The sequence below is a fragment of the Halobacterium sp. KA-4 genome (assembly GCF_021028995.1).
GTDB lineage: Archaea > Halobacteriota > Halobacteria > Halobacteriales > Halobacteriaceae > Halobacterium.
On record NZ_JAJJZG010000002.1, the window covers coordinates 38,924 to 54,698 of the forward strand.

Here is a 15,775-nt window from a genome sequence, read left to right on the forward strand (position 1 = left end):
TCCTGGCGGATCGAAAGGGCGAGCGGCGGTCGACGACGGCGGACGAAGCAAGCACGCGAGCCCAGCGAGCGCGCACAGCGAGTCCCCCGAGTCGAGCGGCGCGAGGGCTTTCTGGGAAACAGAGTGGACACTAGCGGCTGCGAGAAGTCGACACTCGAGGACCGAAGAGTACGTACCAGCGGCCCCCGACACAACACCCATGACAGTCTTGGAGGACGCGCGACGGGTGCTGGCGGAGGACCCGATTTGCGACGCGTGCGTGGGTCGGTGTTTCGCGGGGCGGAGTTTCGGGTTGACGAACGCCGAGCGCGGGCGGGCGCTCCGGACGACCATCGCGCTGGAGGACGACGAGCCGTACGAGGACGTCGAGCCCTCCGAGTGCTGGGTGTGTGAGGGCACGTCGGGGCGCTTCGACGAATTCGCAGACCTCGTCGTGAACGCGCTCTCCGAGCAGAACTTCGACACGTACCAGGTGGGGACGCGAGCGCCGCCGCTCGTGGAGGAGAACGAGACGATGCTGCGGGACATCGCGGACTTAGAGGAGGACGCTGGCGAACTGTTCAAGTCCGAGTGCAACCGCGAGGTCGGCAAGCGCGTCGGCCAGGAGACGGGCGCGGACGTGGACTTCGAGCGCCCGGACGTGCTCGCGATACTGGACGTCGAGCACGAGACGGTGGACGTGACGGTGAATTCGGCGTTCGTCTACGGCCGGTACCGCAAACTCGAGCGCGGGATTCCGCAGACGAAGTGGCCGTGCAGCGACTGTAACGGGACGGGGACGCTCGTGGACTCGCCGTGTCCGCACTGCGAGGGGACGGGCTTCCTCTACCCGGAGAGCGTCGAGCAGTTGACCGCGCCGCCCGTCATCGACGCGATGGACGGCGAGTCGGCGTCGTTCCACGGCGCGGGCCGCGAGGACATCGACGCGCTGATGCTGGGGACGGGGCGGCCGTTCGTCGTCGAGGTGGACGAACCACAGGAGCGCCACCCGGACCCCGAAGAACTGGAGGACGCCATCAACGAGTACGCCGACGAGAAGGTCGAAGTCGAGGGGATTCGGCTGGCGTCCTACGAGATGGTGGCTCGCGTGAAGGAACTGGACGCCCGCAAGCGCTACCGCGCGCAGGTGGAGTTCGGCGAACCGGTCACGGAAGAGGAGTTCGACGCCGCACTCCTCGAACTGGACGGCGCGACCATCCAGCAGGAGACGCCCCAGCGCGTGAAACACCGGCGTGCGGAGAAGGTCCGCGAGCGCGAAGTGTACGACATCGAGGGCGAACTCACGGACGACACGCACGCCGTCGTCGAAGTGGAGGGCGAGGGTGGCCTCTACATCAAGGAACTCGTCTCCAGCGACGAGGGCCGCACGGAGCCGAGTCTCGCGGGCGTGCTCGGCGTGGAGGCGACGGTGACGGCGCTGGACGTGGTCACCGTCGAGGGCGAGCGCGACGAGTTCGAGGACGAGGAGTTCTTCGTGGAATGAGCGAGCGGTTCGGCGTGGACGAGGCCGGCAAAGGTCCCGTTCTGGGGTCGATGTTCGCGGCGGCAGTCGTCGGCTCCTCCAAGGACCTCCCGGATGAGGTCGCAGACTCGAAGCGGCTCTCGCCCGCGCGACGCGAGGACCTAGACGAGCGAATCCGCGAGCGCTGCGAGGTCGGCGTCGCCGAGGTTCCCGTCGAGCGCATCGACGGCCCCGAGACGGACATGAACACGCTCACCGTAGACGCGCAGGCAAGCGCGCTCGACGCGGTTGCGGCGGATGGACTCGCAGGCTACGTGGACGCAGGGGACGTGGACGAGGCGCGGTTCGGCCGGCGGGTCGCCGAGGGCGTCACGGCCGACGTGGACGTGACCGCCGAGCACGGCGCGGACGACGAGTACGCGCTCGTGGCGGCAGCGAGCATCGTCGCGAAAGTCGCCCGCGACAGCCACGTCGAAGAACTGAGTGCGGAGTACGGCGACGTGGGCTCGGGCTACCCGAGCGACCCGACGACGCGGGACTTTTTGCGGGAGTACGTCCGCGAACACGACGCGCTGCCGGATTGTGCGCGGGAGTCCTGGCAGACCAGCCGGGACGCGCTCGCTGCTGCCGAGCAGTCCGGACTCGACGAGTTCTAGTCGCTCTCGGGCGTCGGGACGTCGCTCTGCTTGGGGTCGATGCCGCGGCGGTTGGCGTCGAGTTCCGAGAGGCCGTAGACGAGCGCGACCAGCAGGCCGACGCCGACGGGGAGCAGCAGCCACGGCGTGATTCTGGTGTACCCCCAGACGACGAGCAGGAGCGCGGAGACAGCCACGACAGTAACTGCGTAGTACAGTTGCGTACGCACGTGGTCGATGAGGTCCGCGCCCGTGAACGTCGCCGACAGCACCGTGGTGTCGGAGATGGGCGAGGCGTGGTCGCCGAAGATGGCGCCCGAGAAGACGACGCCGACGGCGGCCGCGACCATCGTGTGGCTGCCCGCGAGGTTCCACGCGACCGGCACCGCGATGGGCGTGACGATGCTCATCGTCCCCCACGAACTCCCCGTGGAGAACGCGACGAAGGCGGCGGTGAACAACACGATTACGGGCAGCAGTTCGGGCGTGAGGAACTGTTCGACGGCGTTCGCGACGTACGTGCCGGTGCCGAGCGCTTCGACGACGTTCCCGATGGACCACGCGAGCACGAGAATCGTCACCGCGGTGAGCATGATGCCGAACCCGTCGATGGTGGTGTCGACACTCTCCCCCAGCGAGAGCACGCCGTACGCGAACCCGAGCACGTACGTGGAGACGACCATCGCGAACGACCCGAAGATGAGCGCGAGCGCGTAGTCGGCGTCCACGACCATGTCGTATAGACTGGCGCCGGGCGCGTACCCCGTGTACAGCGCGGAGCCGACGGTGACAGCGATGAGCACCGCGATGGGCGCGAAGAACGAGAGCAGTTTCGGGTTCTCCGTCTTGGGTTCGCCGAGCGTGGCTTCGACGTCCTGCATCGGGCGGGCGTCGTCGCGGGTGACTTTGCCCGTCGTGGAGGCGCGGTGTTCGGCGCCGAGCATCTCGCCGTAGTCCCGGCAGGAGAGCACGACGATGGCGACCATCGCGATGGCGAGAATCGCGTACATGTTGAACGGAATCGACTGCAGGAACACCGCGAAGGCGTCGGGGCGGTCGGCGGCCGCGACGCCCGCCGTCTGGTAGCCCGTCTCTATCATCGAGAGCTGGAACGCCACCCACGAGGAGATGGTGAGGGTGGCGACGGGCGCGGCCGTGGAGTCGACGATGTAGGAGAGTTTCTCGCGGGAGACGCCGAGGAAGTCGGAGACGTCTTTCATCGTGGAGCCGACGACCGCGGAGTTCGCGTAGTCGTCGAAGAACAGCAAGAGACCCAAGAGCCACGCGACGACGCCCGCGGTGCGCTTGCTGTCGATGTGTTCGAGCGCCCAGTCGCGGACGGCGTGGGAGCCGCCGAGGCGCCAAATCATCGCGACCGCCGACCCCAACAGCAGCGTGAAGATGATGATTTGGGCGTGGAAGATGGAGCCCTCGCCGTCCGCAGACACCTGTGAGATGGAGCGCGCAATCCAGTCGAAGGTCTGTGCGAGGCCGACGCCGCCGGTGAAGATGACGGCGCCGGACCACACCCCGAGGAACAGAGACAGCACCGCCTTCCGCGTAATGATGGCGAGTGCGATGGCGAGCAACGGGGGGACGATAGAGAGGACGCCGAAGTCGGACATATCTCGTCCTTTCGCTCTATCGGCTTAAAGCCCACTCTGGAGCGCTGACGCCGCCAGGCTACCGAGAGTAATCCACAGTTTTATCGGTCGGCGCGGCAACCGAGTGGAGACGATGGTCGTACAGCGATTGGACGCGCCCACCCCCGGGGAGGTCGTCGACGCGGCGAAGGCGGCGGTCCGGGACGGCGCGGTGTTGACCGTACAGGCCCGCTGCGAGGTCGAGTACGAGGGCCGCACCAGTGGCTATCTCGGCGAGGGCGACCGGCTGCTCGTCGCGAAGCCCGACGGAACCTTCCTCGTCCACCAGCCGACCGGCCACAAGCCCGTCAACTGGATGCCGGGCGGCGGCACCGTCGAAGCCCGGGAGAGCGACGGCGACGCCGTCCTGCTCGCGCGCCGCAGCAACCCCAGCGAGCGCGTGGAAGCCCGCATCCTGGAAGCGTATGGCGTCACGCGCTTCGAGGCCGAGGACGGCGCGACCTACGAGGAGTCCGGCACGGAAGCGGAGATGCACGAGTACATCCAGAACAACCCCGAGAGCCTCGAAGACGGCCTGCGCATCGTCGAACACGAGCGCGAGACGAAGTACGGGTTCGTGGACTTCTACGCCGTCGACAGTGAGGGCACGCCCGTAGTCGTCGAGGTCAAGCGGATTCAGGCGACGCTCAACCACTTCGACCAGCTCAAGCGCTACGTCGAACTGTACTCCGAATCGAACGAGAACGTCCGCGGGATGTTGGTCGCGCCGTCCGCCTCCGAGCGCGTGCGGCGCGCGCTCCGCGACAACGACATGGAGTTCGTGGAATTGTCGGAGTTCGGGCTGGACGCGAAGGGCGCGACCGAAGCCAAACTCACCGACTTCTAGGCGGCGGGGAACGAGAGCACGACCTCGTTGCCGTTCTCGCGGTCGCCGAACGAGAGGTCGCCGTCGTAGGCGTCGAGAATCCAGCGCACGAGCCAGAGGCCGACGCCGCTGCCGTGGCTGAGCTGCGTGATTTCGCGCTCGCCGGTCACGGTCTCCCGCTCGACATCGGGAATCTCGGGGCCGTCGTCGCGGACGACGACTTCGACGCGACCGTCCGTCTCGGTGACTTCGACGCCGACCCACGGCTCGTCGCTGTCGTTGTGCTGGATGGCGTTCTCGACGAGTTCGCGAATCGCGTCCGCGAGGTAGTCCCCGGCTACGGCCGTCGCGTCGGCAGCGTTCACCTCGATGGTCGCGTCCGGGTAGTCCTCGCGGAGGTCGGTGACGACGTCGGCGACGGCGCTGCCCACGTCGTAGGGACGGGGTTCAGGCGGGTTCTCGACGAGGTCGCGGATGGTCGTGATGTGTTCGTGGAGTTCCGCAAGGCGTTCGCCGGAGCCGTGGACGTCGTCGGCGAGGTCGTCGCTCGACTCGTCGTCAGCCATTCGGACGCGCGTCGCGTAACTGTACAGCCGCTGGGCTTCCGTGCGGAGGTTGTGGCGGACGAGCCGCGAGAGCACATCGAGTTTCTCGCGTTCGCGGGCGAGTTCGCGGGCGCGGATGCGGCGCGCGTCGTTGACGCCGATGAGGACGTGCGCGACGGCGCTGACGGCGACGACGACCGTGCCAGAGAAGATGGGCGCGGCGGGCAGCGACGCGACCGCGGACTGGTAGGCGTACAGCAACGCGAGCGCGGCACCGATGACGACGACGCCGAGCGCGTTCCAGCCGGCGATGCCGAGCGTCTGCCGGAGCGTGAAGCCCGCGCGATAGACGACGTAGCCGGCGGCGACGAGCGCGAGGCCGACGAGCGCGCCGAACCCGGCGAGCAGCCAGCCCGAAGTCGGCGGCTGCGTGTCGAGGACGTGTCGCGCCATCACGGCGACGACGACGAGCCCCGTGAGGCTGATGGTGGCGCTGGCGGCGGCGCGCCACGTATCTGTGTGCATAGTCGGTATGCGTCCGTAGGCAGGTTAAGCGTGGTGCTCGCGGCGGCCGACGAAAAAGACGGCGGCGTCAGTGCTCGCCGGTGAGGAGCCGGCGGAGGATGTCCCCGTACGCCGGGCGCGTGACGAGCACGCCGATGAGCACGCCGAGGATGGTGATGATGGCGAACCCGCGGAGGTCGCCGAGGCTGAGCACCGCCAGCGGACTCATCGCGATGATGGTCGTGACCGCGGCGGCCCCGATGACCCACAGCGCCTTGCGGAATCGGCTCTTGAACACGCGCTGGGAGCCGATTTCCTTGGTCATCACCTCGTCGGCGATGATGACGAGGTCGTCGACCCCGGTCCCGATGACGGCGATGAACCCGGCGATGTGCGAGAGGTCGAGCGCCAGCCCGCTCACGGCGGCGAACCCGAGCAGGATGACGACTTCCGCCAGCGCCGTGAACACCATCGGTATCGCGACCCGGGGGTCGCCGTACCGGGCGAACACGACCAGCGCCATCGCGATGGCGGCGGCGATGCCAGTCACCAAGGACAGCGGCTTGTACCGCTCGGCGAAGCTCGGGGAGACGTAGTAGGAGTCCTGGAATTCGAGTTGCGTCGGGAGCGCGCCTGCCTGGAGGTTCACGCGCAGTTCGCGGGCTTCCTCCATGGAGTTGGCCGTGATGACGAACCGTGGGTCCTGCACGAAGTCGCCGTTCTCGAAGCTCTGGGCGAGGTTCGCGCGGACGCCGGCGTCGTAGACGACTTCGCCGTCGAGGACGGTGAGCAGGCAGTAGCCGCCGTCCGGGAACTGGCAGTTACTGGTGCCCTGGCTGGACGTGAAGCCGTACTGGCGCATGTCCGCTGCGAACTCCTCGGCGGCGTCTTGGGTCAGCGAGACGGGGACCGACGGCCGGCCGTCGATGACTTGCGCGGTGCTGACGTCGCTGCGCTGGAGTTGGGCGTGCGAGAGCACCGTGGCGTTCGTCTGGTTGCCGTTCTGTGGGTAGTACGCCCACATCTCGACCTCACCGCGTCCCTGGATGAGCGAGCGCACCTCGGAGGCGTTCTGTCCGGGGACTTCGACGACGATGTAGTTCCCGCCGGCCTGCGTCCGCGTGGAGTAGACCGAGGCCCCGGAGAAGCCCGTCGCGTCGATTTTCGTGGAGATGGTGTCGACGATTTCGCTCCGCGTCGCGGCCGTGACGCCGCTGGAGACCGAGTCATAGCCGTACCCCAGCGAGTCGAGGGCGGCCTTGACCTCCTCGGTCGTGTTGGCCGCGTACACTTCCACGACGTCGGGGCTGTCGGCGGCCCGCCGGTCGCGCGCGGTCACGCTCCCGGGTTCGAGCGAGAGCGCGTTGGCCACGTCGGCTTCAAGGGCTTCGCGTGCGCTCTCGTTGGTCGGGACGTCGACGCCCGACGCGGTGACGCCGACCGCGGTCGCGCGCAGCCGCACGCCGCCGGAGAGTTCGAGACCGTACTGGAGGTTCGTCGGCCGTGACGCGGCCTCCTCGTCCCCGCTGGCGGACGCGCCGATGCCCGGCGCGAACAGCGCGACCGACGAGCCGAGCAACAGGACGACGAGGAACGCGACCCGCCAGTTCTCGCGGAGCCAGCTCATCGCGCCACCCCCTCGAATTTGTACCAGCGAAGCAGTGTGACGTTCATCATGTAGGTGTTCACGAGGTCAGTCGTCAGCCCGAAGACGAGCACCAGCCCGATGTCCGTGAGCAGCTGGATGCCGAAGATGTAGGAGACGATGGTCATCACGATCATCGTGACGATGGAGGTCACGGTCATCGTGACACCGGTGCGCATCGCGCGGTGGACGCTCTCCCAGAACCCCCCGGAGCGCCGGAGGACGTGGTTGTTCAGGAGGATGTCGGAGTCGACACTGTAACCGATGAGCATCAACAGCGCGGCGACGGTCCCCAGCGAGAGCTCGATGCCGAAGACGTTCATCAGCGCGATGGGGACGATAATGTCGCTGAACGCCGACAGCACGATCGCGATGGAGGGAACGAACGTGCGGAAGAGGAGGAAGACGACGGCGCTCATGCCGAGGAAGGCGATAGCGAGCCCGAGGAGCGCGAGCTGCTGGGTGGAGCTACCGAACGAGGGCGCGATGCCCTGTGACTGGACGACCTCGAAGCCGGCGTCCCTGGCCTGCTGGGAGAGTGCTTGCGTGTCGTCGGACTGGAACGTGATGAGGTACTGGGAGCTGCTCGTGCCGATTGACCGGATGGACTCGTGGTCCTGCTCGAACGCAGCCGTAATCTCCGATTGGGGTGCGTCCGATTCGACCACGAGCTCCGTTCCGCCGGTGAACTCGATGCCGGGGTCGGCCGGCCATCCCGTGAGGGCGAACGACGCGCCCACGACTGTGAGCGCGATTACCAGCAGCGCCAGCGGCGGGGCGACGAGCTGCCGCATGGAGTACTGACTGAGGTCGACCTCAGGGACCTCGAAACTGGGCATGACTGCCGGTCGGGAGCGAGCGAGGTTAAGGCTTCTTATACCTAGCCAGCAGGACTACGGCGCGAACCGCTCGGGGACGTGGCGGCGGACGCCGTCGGGCACCTGCGCGAACAGCCACGTCGCGATAGCGGGGAGGCGCTTGCGGACGACGACGTAGCCGGCCGAGAAGACGAGCGCGCCGGCGACGACCTGCTGGACGCTCGGGCCGAACGCCAGCGACGCGGGCACGCCGAAGACGGCCGCGACGGCGAGGTCCTCGGGGGACCCGTCGTAGCGGACGAGCCGGCGCGGCGGGAGCCACCGGCCGTGGAAGTGGCTGTAGACGGCGCGTTCGCTGGTCCCCTTCCACGGTTCGAGTTCGAGGCCGCCGCCGAGCGCGTCGCTGGCGGCGTGGAGCGCGGCGGCGGCGAGGAAGACGGCCGCGGCGACGGTCCACGCCGTCGGCGAGACGAGCGCGACGACGCCTGCGACGGCCGCAGCGACGCTGTAGTAGACCGGGAAGTGGAGCGTGCGGCGGTGGCCGGCGTAGAGGTCGAGGTCGGGGAAGACGCCGCCGGCGAGGCCGGCAGCGGCTACAGCGACCCCGAACTCGGGCACGACGAGTGAGACGAGCGCGGCGACCGCCAGCCCCACGAGCGCGTGTGTCGTCGCCATCATAGATGTGCTCTCTAGGCGGGCGGGAGGCTTGAAGATGTCGCCTACAGAAGAACAGAATTCGGCGGTGAGCGTAAGGCAGTGCTACGCATACACAAACATATGGCGACCACGGTCACCGTCTCGTACCCGGCGGACGTCAGCGACTGGGAGCGCGACCAGTTGACGACCGACCACATGCGGGCGTACCTCAAGCGCTCGAACGACCACGCTCGGGAGGGGGACACGTGGGACGTGTTCGTCGACGTCGGGTGCTGTGGCACCAGCCCGGACATCCCGCTCCGCGTCGAACACGTCGCCGGCGACGCGAGCCTCGACGAAACCGCAGAACTGGCGTTCGTCGAACGCGAGGCCGCCGGCGTCGACGCCGGCTGGGACGTCCAGAGCGAAGCGAGTCCGGAGAACTAGGGGAGGTAACGGACGCTGACGAAGTCCTCGCCGGAGCGGACTTCGACGCGGTTGATACCGATACGAGCGGCGCGTTCGACCGTCTGTTCGTCTGCGAGTACGTCCTCGACAGTCTGCTCGATGCCGTCCTCGGGCACGCCGAGCACGTGGACTTCGCCGATGCCCGCGCGCTCGACGGTCTCCAAGTCACCGGCGTCCAGCCCTTCGGCGATTTCCTTGGACTTGGGCGTCGGCGTCTCGTCGCTGGCTTCGACGGGAATCTGCTTGCGCTCGGCGACCTCGACGACGCTGTACGTCACGTTCATCGGCGGGTCCGGCGCGACCGTCGCTTCCAGCACGTCGCCCTCCGCCAGCCCCGGGTTCTCCGAGAGCGTGTGGACCTGCGCGTCCGTCACGTCCGAGAGCACCGCGGAGCCGTCCTCCGCGCTGGTGACGAGGAACGTCGCGGTCTTCTCGTCTGTCATCGACGGGCCTAGGCCGTCTCGCCGTTTCCGTGTTTCGACGCGAAGCGCCGGTGGACGCCGTAGACGACGAGCGCGCCCGCCAGCACGAGCAGCGGCGACGCCACGGACGGAATCGCGTAGAGGAGTTCCACGACGGGCGCGAAGACGCCCGAGGGTTCCGGGCGCGTAATCGTCTCGCTGCCCGTCCCGAACTTCGCGGGCATCGACGCCACGAGCGCGAGGTAGACCGAGACGACGAAGACGTAGCCGGCAGCGCCGAGCGCGGCGTCGTAGCGGTCAGCGACCTGGCGCTCGCGGCGGTGCCGGTTCGCCACGAACAACACCGGCGCGACGATGGGGACGAACACGAAGAGGCCGACGACGACGTAGAACGTCCGCGAGAGCGTCAGCGACCCGCCGCCAGCGCCCGTCGTGTTCCCGATGAGCACGAGCAGCCCACCCACCGCGAGCGCGACCACCATCGCCGCGACGACGGTGCTGACGACCACGTAACTCCGGAACAAGAGCGAGTCGGACTGCCGGAACGCGTACGGGTACGCCGTCAGCAGCCCGGAGTAACTGTCGAACCGTCCCATTACTCGAGACTCGGCGCTACCGGAGCAAAAGTACGGCGACTCGCTGTAGTCGATGCACACAGTTCGGAAATCGAACCGTGGACGTAGTCCGAGAACCAGAAAGCCCCGGCGCGCTCGCTGCCTGCGACTCGTTGCGCGCTTCGCTCACTTTGTTCGCTGTAGTGCTTACGTCGTCTCGGATAGCGAGCGCGCCGCCCCTTTCAGTCCCGGAAGACTCGCTCCGCTCGTCTTCCGGTTCCCCGCCTGCTACCGGGTGGTCGGGCAGCGAGAGGCCAGCGCTTAAGCACGCCGCCGTCCCGGTACCCCACATGCACGTAGACGTGGGCAACGCCCTCGCGGTGGAGGCGACGCCGGGCGTCCCCGAGGACGCACTCGAACGACTGGACGACCGCGTCAGGGACGCACACGAGCGCATCGTCGCGGGGATGACCGGCGACAAGTTCGGGTACGCGGCGCTGAACCTCCCGAAGACCGCGGACCCGGCCGCGATAGAACAGGCGGTCGAGCCGTTCGCGGACAGCGACTTCCTGCTGAACGTCGGCATCGGCGGGAGCGCGCTCGGCGCGGCGACGCTCGTAGACGCACTTGACGGCGACCTGGACGCGTACTTCCTCGACAACGTCGACCCCGAGCACGTCACCGCACTTCTGGAGGATATCGACCTGTCGCAGACTGTCGTCCACGTCGTCTCGCGGTCGGGGACGACCGCGGAGACGCTCTCGAACTTCCTCGTCGTGCGCGACGCGATGGCGGACGCGGGCGTCGACTGGACCGAGCGCACGTTCGTCACGACCGGCTCCGAGGGGAACCTCCGGGACCTCGCCGACGAGCACGACCTGCCCGCGCTCGACGCGCCCGAGGGCGTCCCCGGGCGATTCTCCGCGCTCTCGACAGTCGGGCTACCGGCTGCCGCGCTCGCCGGCCACGACGTCGAAGCGATTCTCGATGGTGCGCGCGAGGGCCGCGCGGCGCTCACTGGGTCGCTGTTCGACTGCCCGGCGTACGCGTACGGCGCGACAGCGTACGCGCTCGACGTCCGTGGCGCGGGTATCAACGCGATGATGCCGTACGCCGAGTCGCTGGAGACGTTCGCGGAGTGGTTCGCGCAGTTGTGGGCGGAGAGTCTGGGGAAGGACGGCCTCGGGCAGACGCCGGCGCGAGCGCTCGGCGCGACCGACCAGCACAGCCAGCTCCAGCTCTACCGCGCTGGCCCCCGGGACAAACTCGTGACGCTCGTCCGAGCACGCGAGCGCGACGACCGCGAGATTCCGGAAACCGAACTGGAGGGGCTGGACTACCTCGCCGGTGGCAGCCTCGGCGAACTGCTGGACGCGGAGTTCGAGGCCACGGAAGCGAGCCTCGCCGAATCGGGCGTCCCGAACGTCCGCATCGAAATTCCGCGAATCGACGAGCGCTCGCTGGGTCGCCTGCTCTACGACGTCGAAGCCGCCTGCATCCTCGCGGGCGAACTGTACGAAGTGGAGACGTTCACCCAGCCCGCCGTCGAGTGGGGGAAAGACGCCGCTCGCGGCCTGCTCAGCGGCGAGCGCGGGCTCCCGGAGAAGACCGAACTCGTCGTCGAGTAGGACAACGGCACGCCTTTGTCCGAGCAGGCCGGATTCGGCAGCGTGAACGACCGGTACGCACAGACCGTTGGCTTCGTCGTCGCGGGCGGCGGGCTCGCTGCCACGTTCCTCGGCTGGCCGGCCGACGCCACGCTCGCCGCGCGCGCCGCCACCGGGTTCGCGCTGCTCGCCGCCGCCGCGTTCGGCGCGCGCCGGCACGGCGTCGACGTCCCGCGGCTCGACCTCGTCGCCGGCCTCGCGGGCGGGGGACTCGTGGTCGCCGCAGCGTTCGGCGTCAACGCCGCGACGGGTGGATTGCCGCGTGGCCCGCCGCTCGCGCTGCTCGCTGGACTCGGAACGGTCGGCGCGGCAGTCGCGGCGAACGCGGGGCTGGACGCCGACGCGGTCCGCGCTCGCGAGAAACACCTCGTCGTCGGTGCGGTCGTCTCGCTGGCCGCGCTCGTGTTCGGGTCGCTGCTCGCGAGCGTCGCTATCGGACTCGTCCCCGACGGCCCCTTGGTCAGGCTACCCGTCAACGTCGCCGTCGCGAGCGTCGGGTACGGACTCGCGGGCGTCGCGTTCGTGGCGTGGTACGACGGGAGCATCGACGTCAGCCGGCCGTCGCGCAGCGACCTGAAAGTCGCGGCCGTCGGCGTAGTCGCCATCTTCGCGGTCCACTACGCGCTCGTCGGGCTCGTGGTCTTCTTCGACCTCCCGCAGACCACCCACACGCTCGTCGAGACCGCGCGCGACCACCCCGAGATTCTGCCGCCGCTGGTCGTCCTCTCCTATCTCGCGGTCGGCCCCGGCGAGGAACTGCTCGCGCGCAACGGCGTCCAGAAGTACCTCTACGGCGCGTTCTCGCGGCGCGGCGCGGTCGTCGTCGGCTGTCTCGTGTTCACCGGCGCGCACATCCTCGCGTACGCTGGCGCGACGCCCGGCGCGGTGCTGGTGACGCTCGGTCGACTGTTCGTGGTCTCGCTGGTGCTCGGCGCGACGTACGAGCGCACGGACGACCTGTTCGCGCCGGTCGTCGTCCACGGCACGTACGACGCCGTCCAGTTCGCGATGGCGTACGTCGCGTTCGCGGGATAGGGCAGCGTCGTCTGACGCGGGGCTGACTAAGTATTACGGGCCGTGCTACCAAACCAAACGATATGCCCCGGAAGTACTCCGTCGTCTGTGGGGACTCTCTCGCTGCGGACGTCGAGGAGTTGGCGCGGGAGTACGGGCTCTCCGAGCAGGAAGTGCTGCGCCAACTCATCGAGAACGGGCTCGAAGAGGTCGACTAACGGGGGCGCTTGCGCGCGAGGTCGCTACCACAGACCGGGCAGCGCTCCTTCGACTCGTCGAACTCGCGGCCACAGCCCTGACACTGGAAGTTCCAGTTCCGGCGCTCGCTGATGCCCACCTGCTCGATGACGTCGACGCCGACGCCCAATTCGTCGGCGGCGTTCTGCACCGCGTAGTCGTCGGTGACGACCGTGCCGTCGAGTTCGTACGCCGCCGCGAGCAGCCGCAGGTCCGTCTCGGAGAGCACGTCGAGGTCGCCGGTCGCGCGTGCGGCTTCGCGGGCCGCCGCGAGTGCGGCGTCGTCCGGTACCTGTACCTGCATGCCGCCGCCCGCCATCGCGTCGTAGCGGTACGCCGCAGCGTCCTCCAGTTCGTCCCGGACGGCGGGAATCGACGCCGTCTCACCATCGGGCTTATAGTCGTGGATGAACGCGGAGGCGTCTAAGACCTTCACTATCGCTGGACGACGATGTAGTCTTTGACCGCCTGCACGCGCCCGACGGGGACCCGGTAGTGGCCCTCGCCGTCGGTCGGGAAGTTGACGGTCACGTTCGAATCTTCGAGCGGCTCCACGAGGAGGTCCTCTAGTTTCCCGCTCTTGAGGTCCATCGTGATGTTGTACAGCATACCCAGTTCCGTACCGTCCGACCCCATCACGGCTTTCCCGGAGAGGTTCTCGGCGAGGATGTCGGCCATACCCGGGAGTCTCGGCTGGGATTCATATAAACCCCGCGGGGTCGTCGGACGCGCGACGCACGAGGCCGGCGGCTCGTGACGATGGAATTATACGCCGCCGCCCGCTCTGTTCGGTCAACAACCGTTCTCTCGGAGGATTCTACTATGTCCGACGCAGACACCACCGAAGACCACGGGGAGCTGCGGACGCCCATCGTCGCGGTCCTCGGCCACGTCGACCACGGGAAGACTAGCTTGCTCGACAAAATCCGCGGCTCCGCCGTCATCGAGGGCGAAGCCGGCGCCATCACCCAGCACATCGGCGCGACCGCCGTACCGCTGGACGTCGTCAGCGAGGTCGCCGGTAGCCTCGTGGACCCCACGGAGTTCGACCTCCCCGGGCTGCTGTTCATCGACACGCCCGGCCACCACTCGTTCTCGACGCTGCGCTCGCGGGGCGGCGCGCTCGCGGACATCGCCATCCTCGTGGTGGACGTCAACGACGGCTTCCAGCCCCAGACGGAGGAAGCCATCCGCATCCTCAAGGACACGGGGACGCCGTTCGTCGTCGCCGCGAACAAAATCGACACCATCCCGGGCTGGAACCCCACGGAGGACGCCCCCGTCCAGCAGACCTACGAGAACCAGTCCGACCGCGTGCGAAGCCAACTCGACGAAGCGCTGTACGAGCTCATCGGCGAACTCTCGGGCGCGGGGTTCTCCTCGGACCTCTACTGGCGCGTCCAGGACTTCCAGTCGAACATCGGCGTCATCCCGGTCTCCGCGGAGACCGGCGAGGGCGTCCCGGACCTTCTCACCGTGCTGATGGGGCTCGCACAGCGGTACATGAAGGCCGAGATGGAGGTGAACATCGACGGCCCGGGTGCGGGTACCGTCCTCGAAGTCAAGGACGAGCGCGGGTTCGGGACGACGCTAGACGTGATTCTCTACGACGGCACAATCCGGCAGGGCGACCAAATCGTCGTCGGCGGCACCAACGACACCATCGTCACCGAGGTGCGCGCGCTCCTGAAGCCGCGCGAACTCGCGGAGATTCGCACGGAGAAGCGCTTCGACGACGTGGAGTCAATGCAGGCGGCGGCCGGCCTGAAGATTGCCGCACCGGACCTCGACGAAGCGATGGCGGGCGCGCCGGTCCGCGTGGTCGGCAACCGCGACGTCGAGGACGTCGTCGAGGAAGTCGAAGCGGAACTCGCGGAGGTCGCCGTCGAGACCGCCGAGGAGGGCGTCGTCGTGAAAGCTGACACGCTCGGCAGCCTCGAAGCGCTCGCGAACGCCATGGAGGAAGCCGAGATTCCCGTGATGGCCGCGGAAGTCGGCGACATCGCGCCCCGCGACATCGCGATGGCGACCACCGCCGACGACGACAAACACCGCACCATCCTCGGGTTCAACGTGGACGTGCTCAGCGACGCCGAGCAGAAGGCCGAGAACGAGGACGTCCGCATCTTCGACAGCGACGTCATCTACCAGCTCGTCGAGAACTACGAGGAGTTCGTCGAGGAGCGCGAGCGCGCCCAGCAGGAAGCCATCTTCGAGAACATCGTCCGGCCCGCGCGCTTCCGCATCCTCCAGGACCACGTGTTCCGGCAGAACGACCCCGCGGTCGTCGGCGTCGAAGTGGTCTCGGGGACGCTCAAGCGGAACACGCCCGTCGGCTACATGGAGGGCAACGAACTCCATCGCGTCGGCGTCGTGAAGGGCATCCAGGACCAGGGCGAGGACGTCGACGAGGCGCGCGCGGGCAACCGCGTCAGCGTCTCCATCGACGGCCCCACGGTCGGCCGCGACATCGAGGAGGGCGACGAACTCTGGGTCGACCTCCCCGAGAAACACGCGAAAGTGCTCGAACAGGAACTCTCCGACGAAATCCCCGCCGACGAGCGCGAAGCGCTGAAGGCGTACCTCGAAATCCAGCGGAAACGCGACCCCTTCTGGGGGAAGTAGCGCTACGACTATTCGGTGCGTGATAGGTTAGCGGGTAGCCACAATACAAACACCTCGGCCAGCAGTCCTCGTAG

17 protein-coding genes are annotated in these 15,775 nt (G+C 68.1%); 8 read left to right on the plus strand and 9 right to left on the minus strand.

Annotated elements, in window-relative coordinates; all coding sequences use genetic code 11:
* Positions 1 to 199: 199 nt before the first annotated feature.
* Positions 200 to 1,483, plus strand: a complete 1,284-nt coding sequence (locus LPA44_RS02385; protein WP_230887994.1) for a tRNA pseudouridine(54/55) synthase Pus10 — start codon at positions 200 to 202, stop codon at positions 1,481 to 1,483.
* Entirely contained in the window at positions 1,480 to 2,118 is a 639-nt protein-coding gene (gene rnhB, locus LPA44_RS02390; RefSeq protein WP_230887995.1) for a ribonuclease HII, read from the plus strand. The genes LPA44_RS02385 and rnhB overlap by 4 nt, the downstream gene beginning before the upstream one ends.
* Here the strand turns inward: rnhB and LPA44_RS02395 are convergent.
* Positions 2,115 to 3,722, minus strand: coding sequence for a Na+/H+ antiporter NhaC family protein (locus LPA44_RS02395; protein WP_230887996.1), 1,608 nt, complete (start codon positions 3,720 to 3,722; stop codon positions 2,115 to 2,117). The two genes, rnhB and LPA44_RS02395, sit on opposite strands and share 4 nt — an antisense overlap.
* Positions 3,723 to 3,834: 112 nt before the next feature.
* On the opposite strand from LPA44_RS02395, the gene nucS reads away from it, so the two are divergent.
* Positions 3,835 to 4,587 carry an endonuclease NucS gene (nucS, locus tag LPA44_RS02400; protein ID WP_230887997.1) on the plus strand — a complete coding sequence of 251 codons (753 nt, stop codon included), beginning with the start codon at positions 3,835 to 3,837 and terminating at the stop codon, positions 4,585 to 4,587.
* Here nucS and LPA44_RS02405 read toward each other — a convergent pair.
* The 4 genes from LPA44_RS02405 to LPA44_RS02420 all read right to left on the minus strand — a co-directional run bounded on the left by LPA44_RS02405 (position 4,584) and on the right by LPA44_RS02420 (position 8,756).
* Entirely contained in the window at positions 4,584 to 5,636 is a 1,053-nt protein-coding gene (locus LPA44_RS02405) for a sensor histidine kinase (RefSeq protein WP_230887998.1), read from the minus strand. The two genes, nucS and LPA44_RS02405, sit on opposite strands and share 4 nt — an antisense overlap.
* 67 nt (positions 5,637 to 5,703) lie before the next feature.
* The gene (locus LPA44_RS02410) at positions 5,704 to 7,242 is read right to left on the minus strand and encodes a preprotein translocase subunit SecD (RefSeq protein ID WP_230887999.1); all 1,539 of its coding nucleotides are present in this window, start codon (positions 7,240 to 7,242) and stop codon (positions 5,704 to 5,706) included.
* Positions 7,239 to 8,099, minus strand: coding sequence for a protein translocase subunit SecF (gene secF, locus LPA44_RS02415; protein WP_230888000.1), 861 nt, complete (start codon positions 8,097 to 8,099; stop codon positions 7,239 to 7,241). Before secF ends, LPA44_RS02410 begins: the two co-directional genes overlap by 4 nt.
* Before the next feature lie 54 nt (positions 8,100 to 8,153).
* Positions 8,154 to 8,756: a metal-dependent hydrolase gene (locus LPA44_RS02420; protein WP_230888001.1), complete on the minus strand. Its 603-nt coding sequence runs from the start codon at positions 8,754 to 8,756 to the stop codon at positions 8,154 to 8,156.
* Between the two features lie 99 nt (positions 8,757 to 8,855).
* Between LPA44_RS02420 and LPA44_RS02425 the strand changes: the two genes are divergently transcribed.
* Entirely contained in the window at positions 8,856 to 9,161 is a 306-nt protein-coding gene (locus tag LPA44_RS02425; protein ID WP_230888002.1) for a hypothetical protein, read from the plus strand.
* Here LPA44_RS02425 and LPA44_RS02430 read toward each other — a convergent pair.
* Together LPA44_RS02430 and LPA44_RS02435 are read right to left on the minus strand one after the other, a co-directional pair.
* The gene (locus LPA44_RS02430; RefSeq protein ID WP_230888003.1) at positions 9,158 to 9,625 is read right to left on the minus strand and encodes a DUF5812 family protein; all 468 of its coding nucleotides are present in this window, start codon (positions 9,623 to 9,625) and stop codon (positions 9,158 to 9,160) included. The genes LPA44_RS02425 and LPA44_RS02430 overlap by 4 nt on opposite strands.
* Positions 9,626 to 9,633: 8 nt before the next feature.
* On the minus strand, positions 9,634 to 10,200 hold the full coding sequence (locus tag LPA44_RS02435) for a hypothetical protein (RefSeq protein WP_230888004.1): 567 nt from the start codon (positions 10,198 to 10,200) through the stop codon (positions 9,634 to 9,636).
* A gap of 308 nt (positions 10,201 to 10,508) precedes the next feature.
* On the opposite strand from LPA44_RS02435, the gene LPA44_RS02440 reads away from it, so the two are divergent.
* From LPA44_RS02440 to LPA44_RS02450, 3 genes are all read left to right on the plus strand, one after another.
* Entirely contained in the window at positions 10,509 to 11,786 is a 1,278-nt protein-coding gene (locus tag LPA44_RS02440; RefSeq protein ID WP_230888005.1) for a glucose-6-phosphate isomerase, read from the plus strand.
* A 42-nt stretch (positions 11,787 to 11,828) separates the two neighbouring features.
* Positions 11,829 to 12,860: a CPBP family intramembrane glutamic endopeptidase gene (locus LPA44_RS18195; RefSeq protein WP_230888006.1), complete on the plus strand. Its 1,032-nt coding sequence runs from the start codon at positions 11,829 to 11,831 to the stop codon at positions 12,858 to 12,860.
* Positions 12,861 to 12,922: 62 nt separating this feature from the next.
* Complete coding sequence (locus tag LPA44_RS02450) at positions 12,923 to 13,057, plus strand: ribbon-helix-helix protein, CopG family (protein ID WP_230888007.1); 135 nt, start codon at positions 12,923 to 12,925, stop codon at positions 13,055 to 13,057.
* On the opposite strand, the gene LPA44_RS02455 is transcribed toward LPA44_RS02450, so the two are convergent.
* Positions 13,054 to 13,512, minus strand: coding sequence for an NOB1 family endonuclease (locus LPA44_RS02455; protein WP_230888008.1), 459 nt, complete (start codon positions 13,510 to 13,512; stop codon positions 13,054 to 13,056). The genes LPA44_RS02450 and LPA44_RS02455 overlap by 4 nt on opposite strands.
* A complete protein-coding gene (locus LPA44_RS02460; RefSeq protein WP_059057654.1) occupies positions 13,512 to 13,754 on the minus strand; it encodes a PRC-barrel domain-containing protein in 243 nt (80 codons plus the stop codon). The genes LPA44_RS02455 and LPA44_RS02460 overlap by 1 nt, the downstream gene beginning before the upstream one ends.
* Positions 13,755 to 13,898: 144 nt before the next feature.
* Here LPA44_RS02460 and infB point away from each other — a divergent pair, with 144 nt between their 5' ends.
* Complete coding sequence (gene infB, locus LPA44_RS02465) at positions 13,899 to 15,701, plus strand: translation initiation factor IF-2 (RefSeq protein WP_230888009.1); 1,803 nt, start codon at positions 13,899 to 13,901, stop codon at positions 15,699 to 15,701.
* Positions 15,702 to 15,775 lie beyond the last annotated feature (74 nt).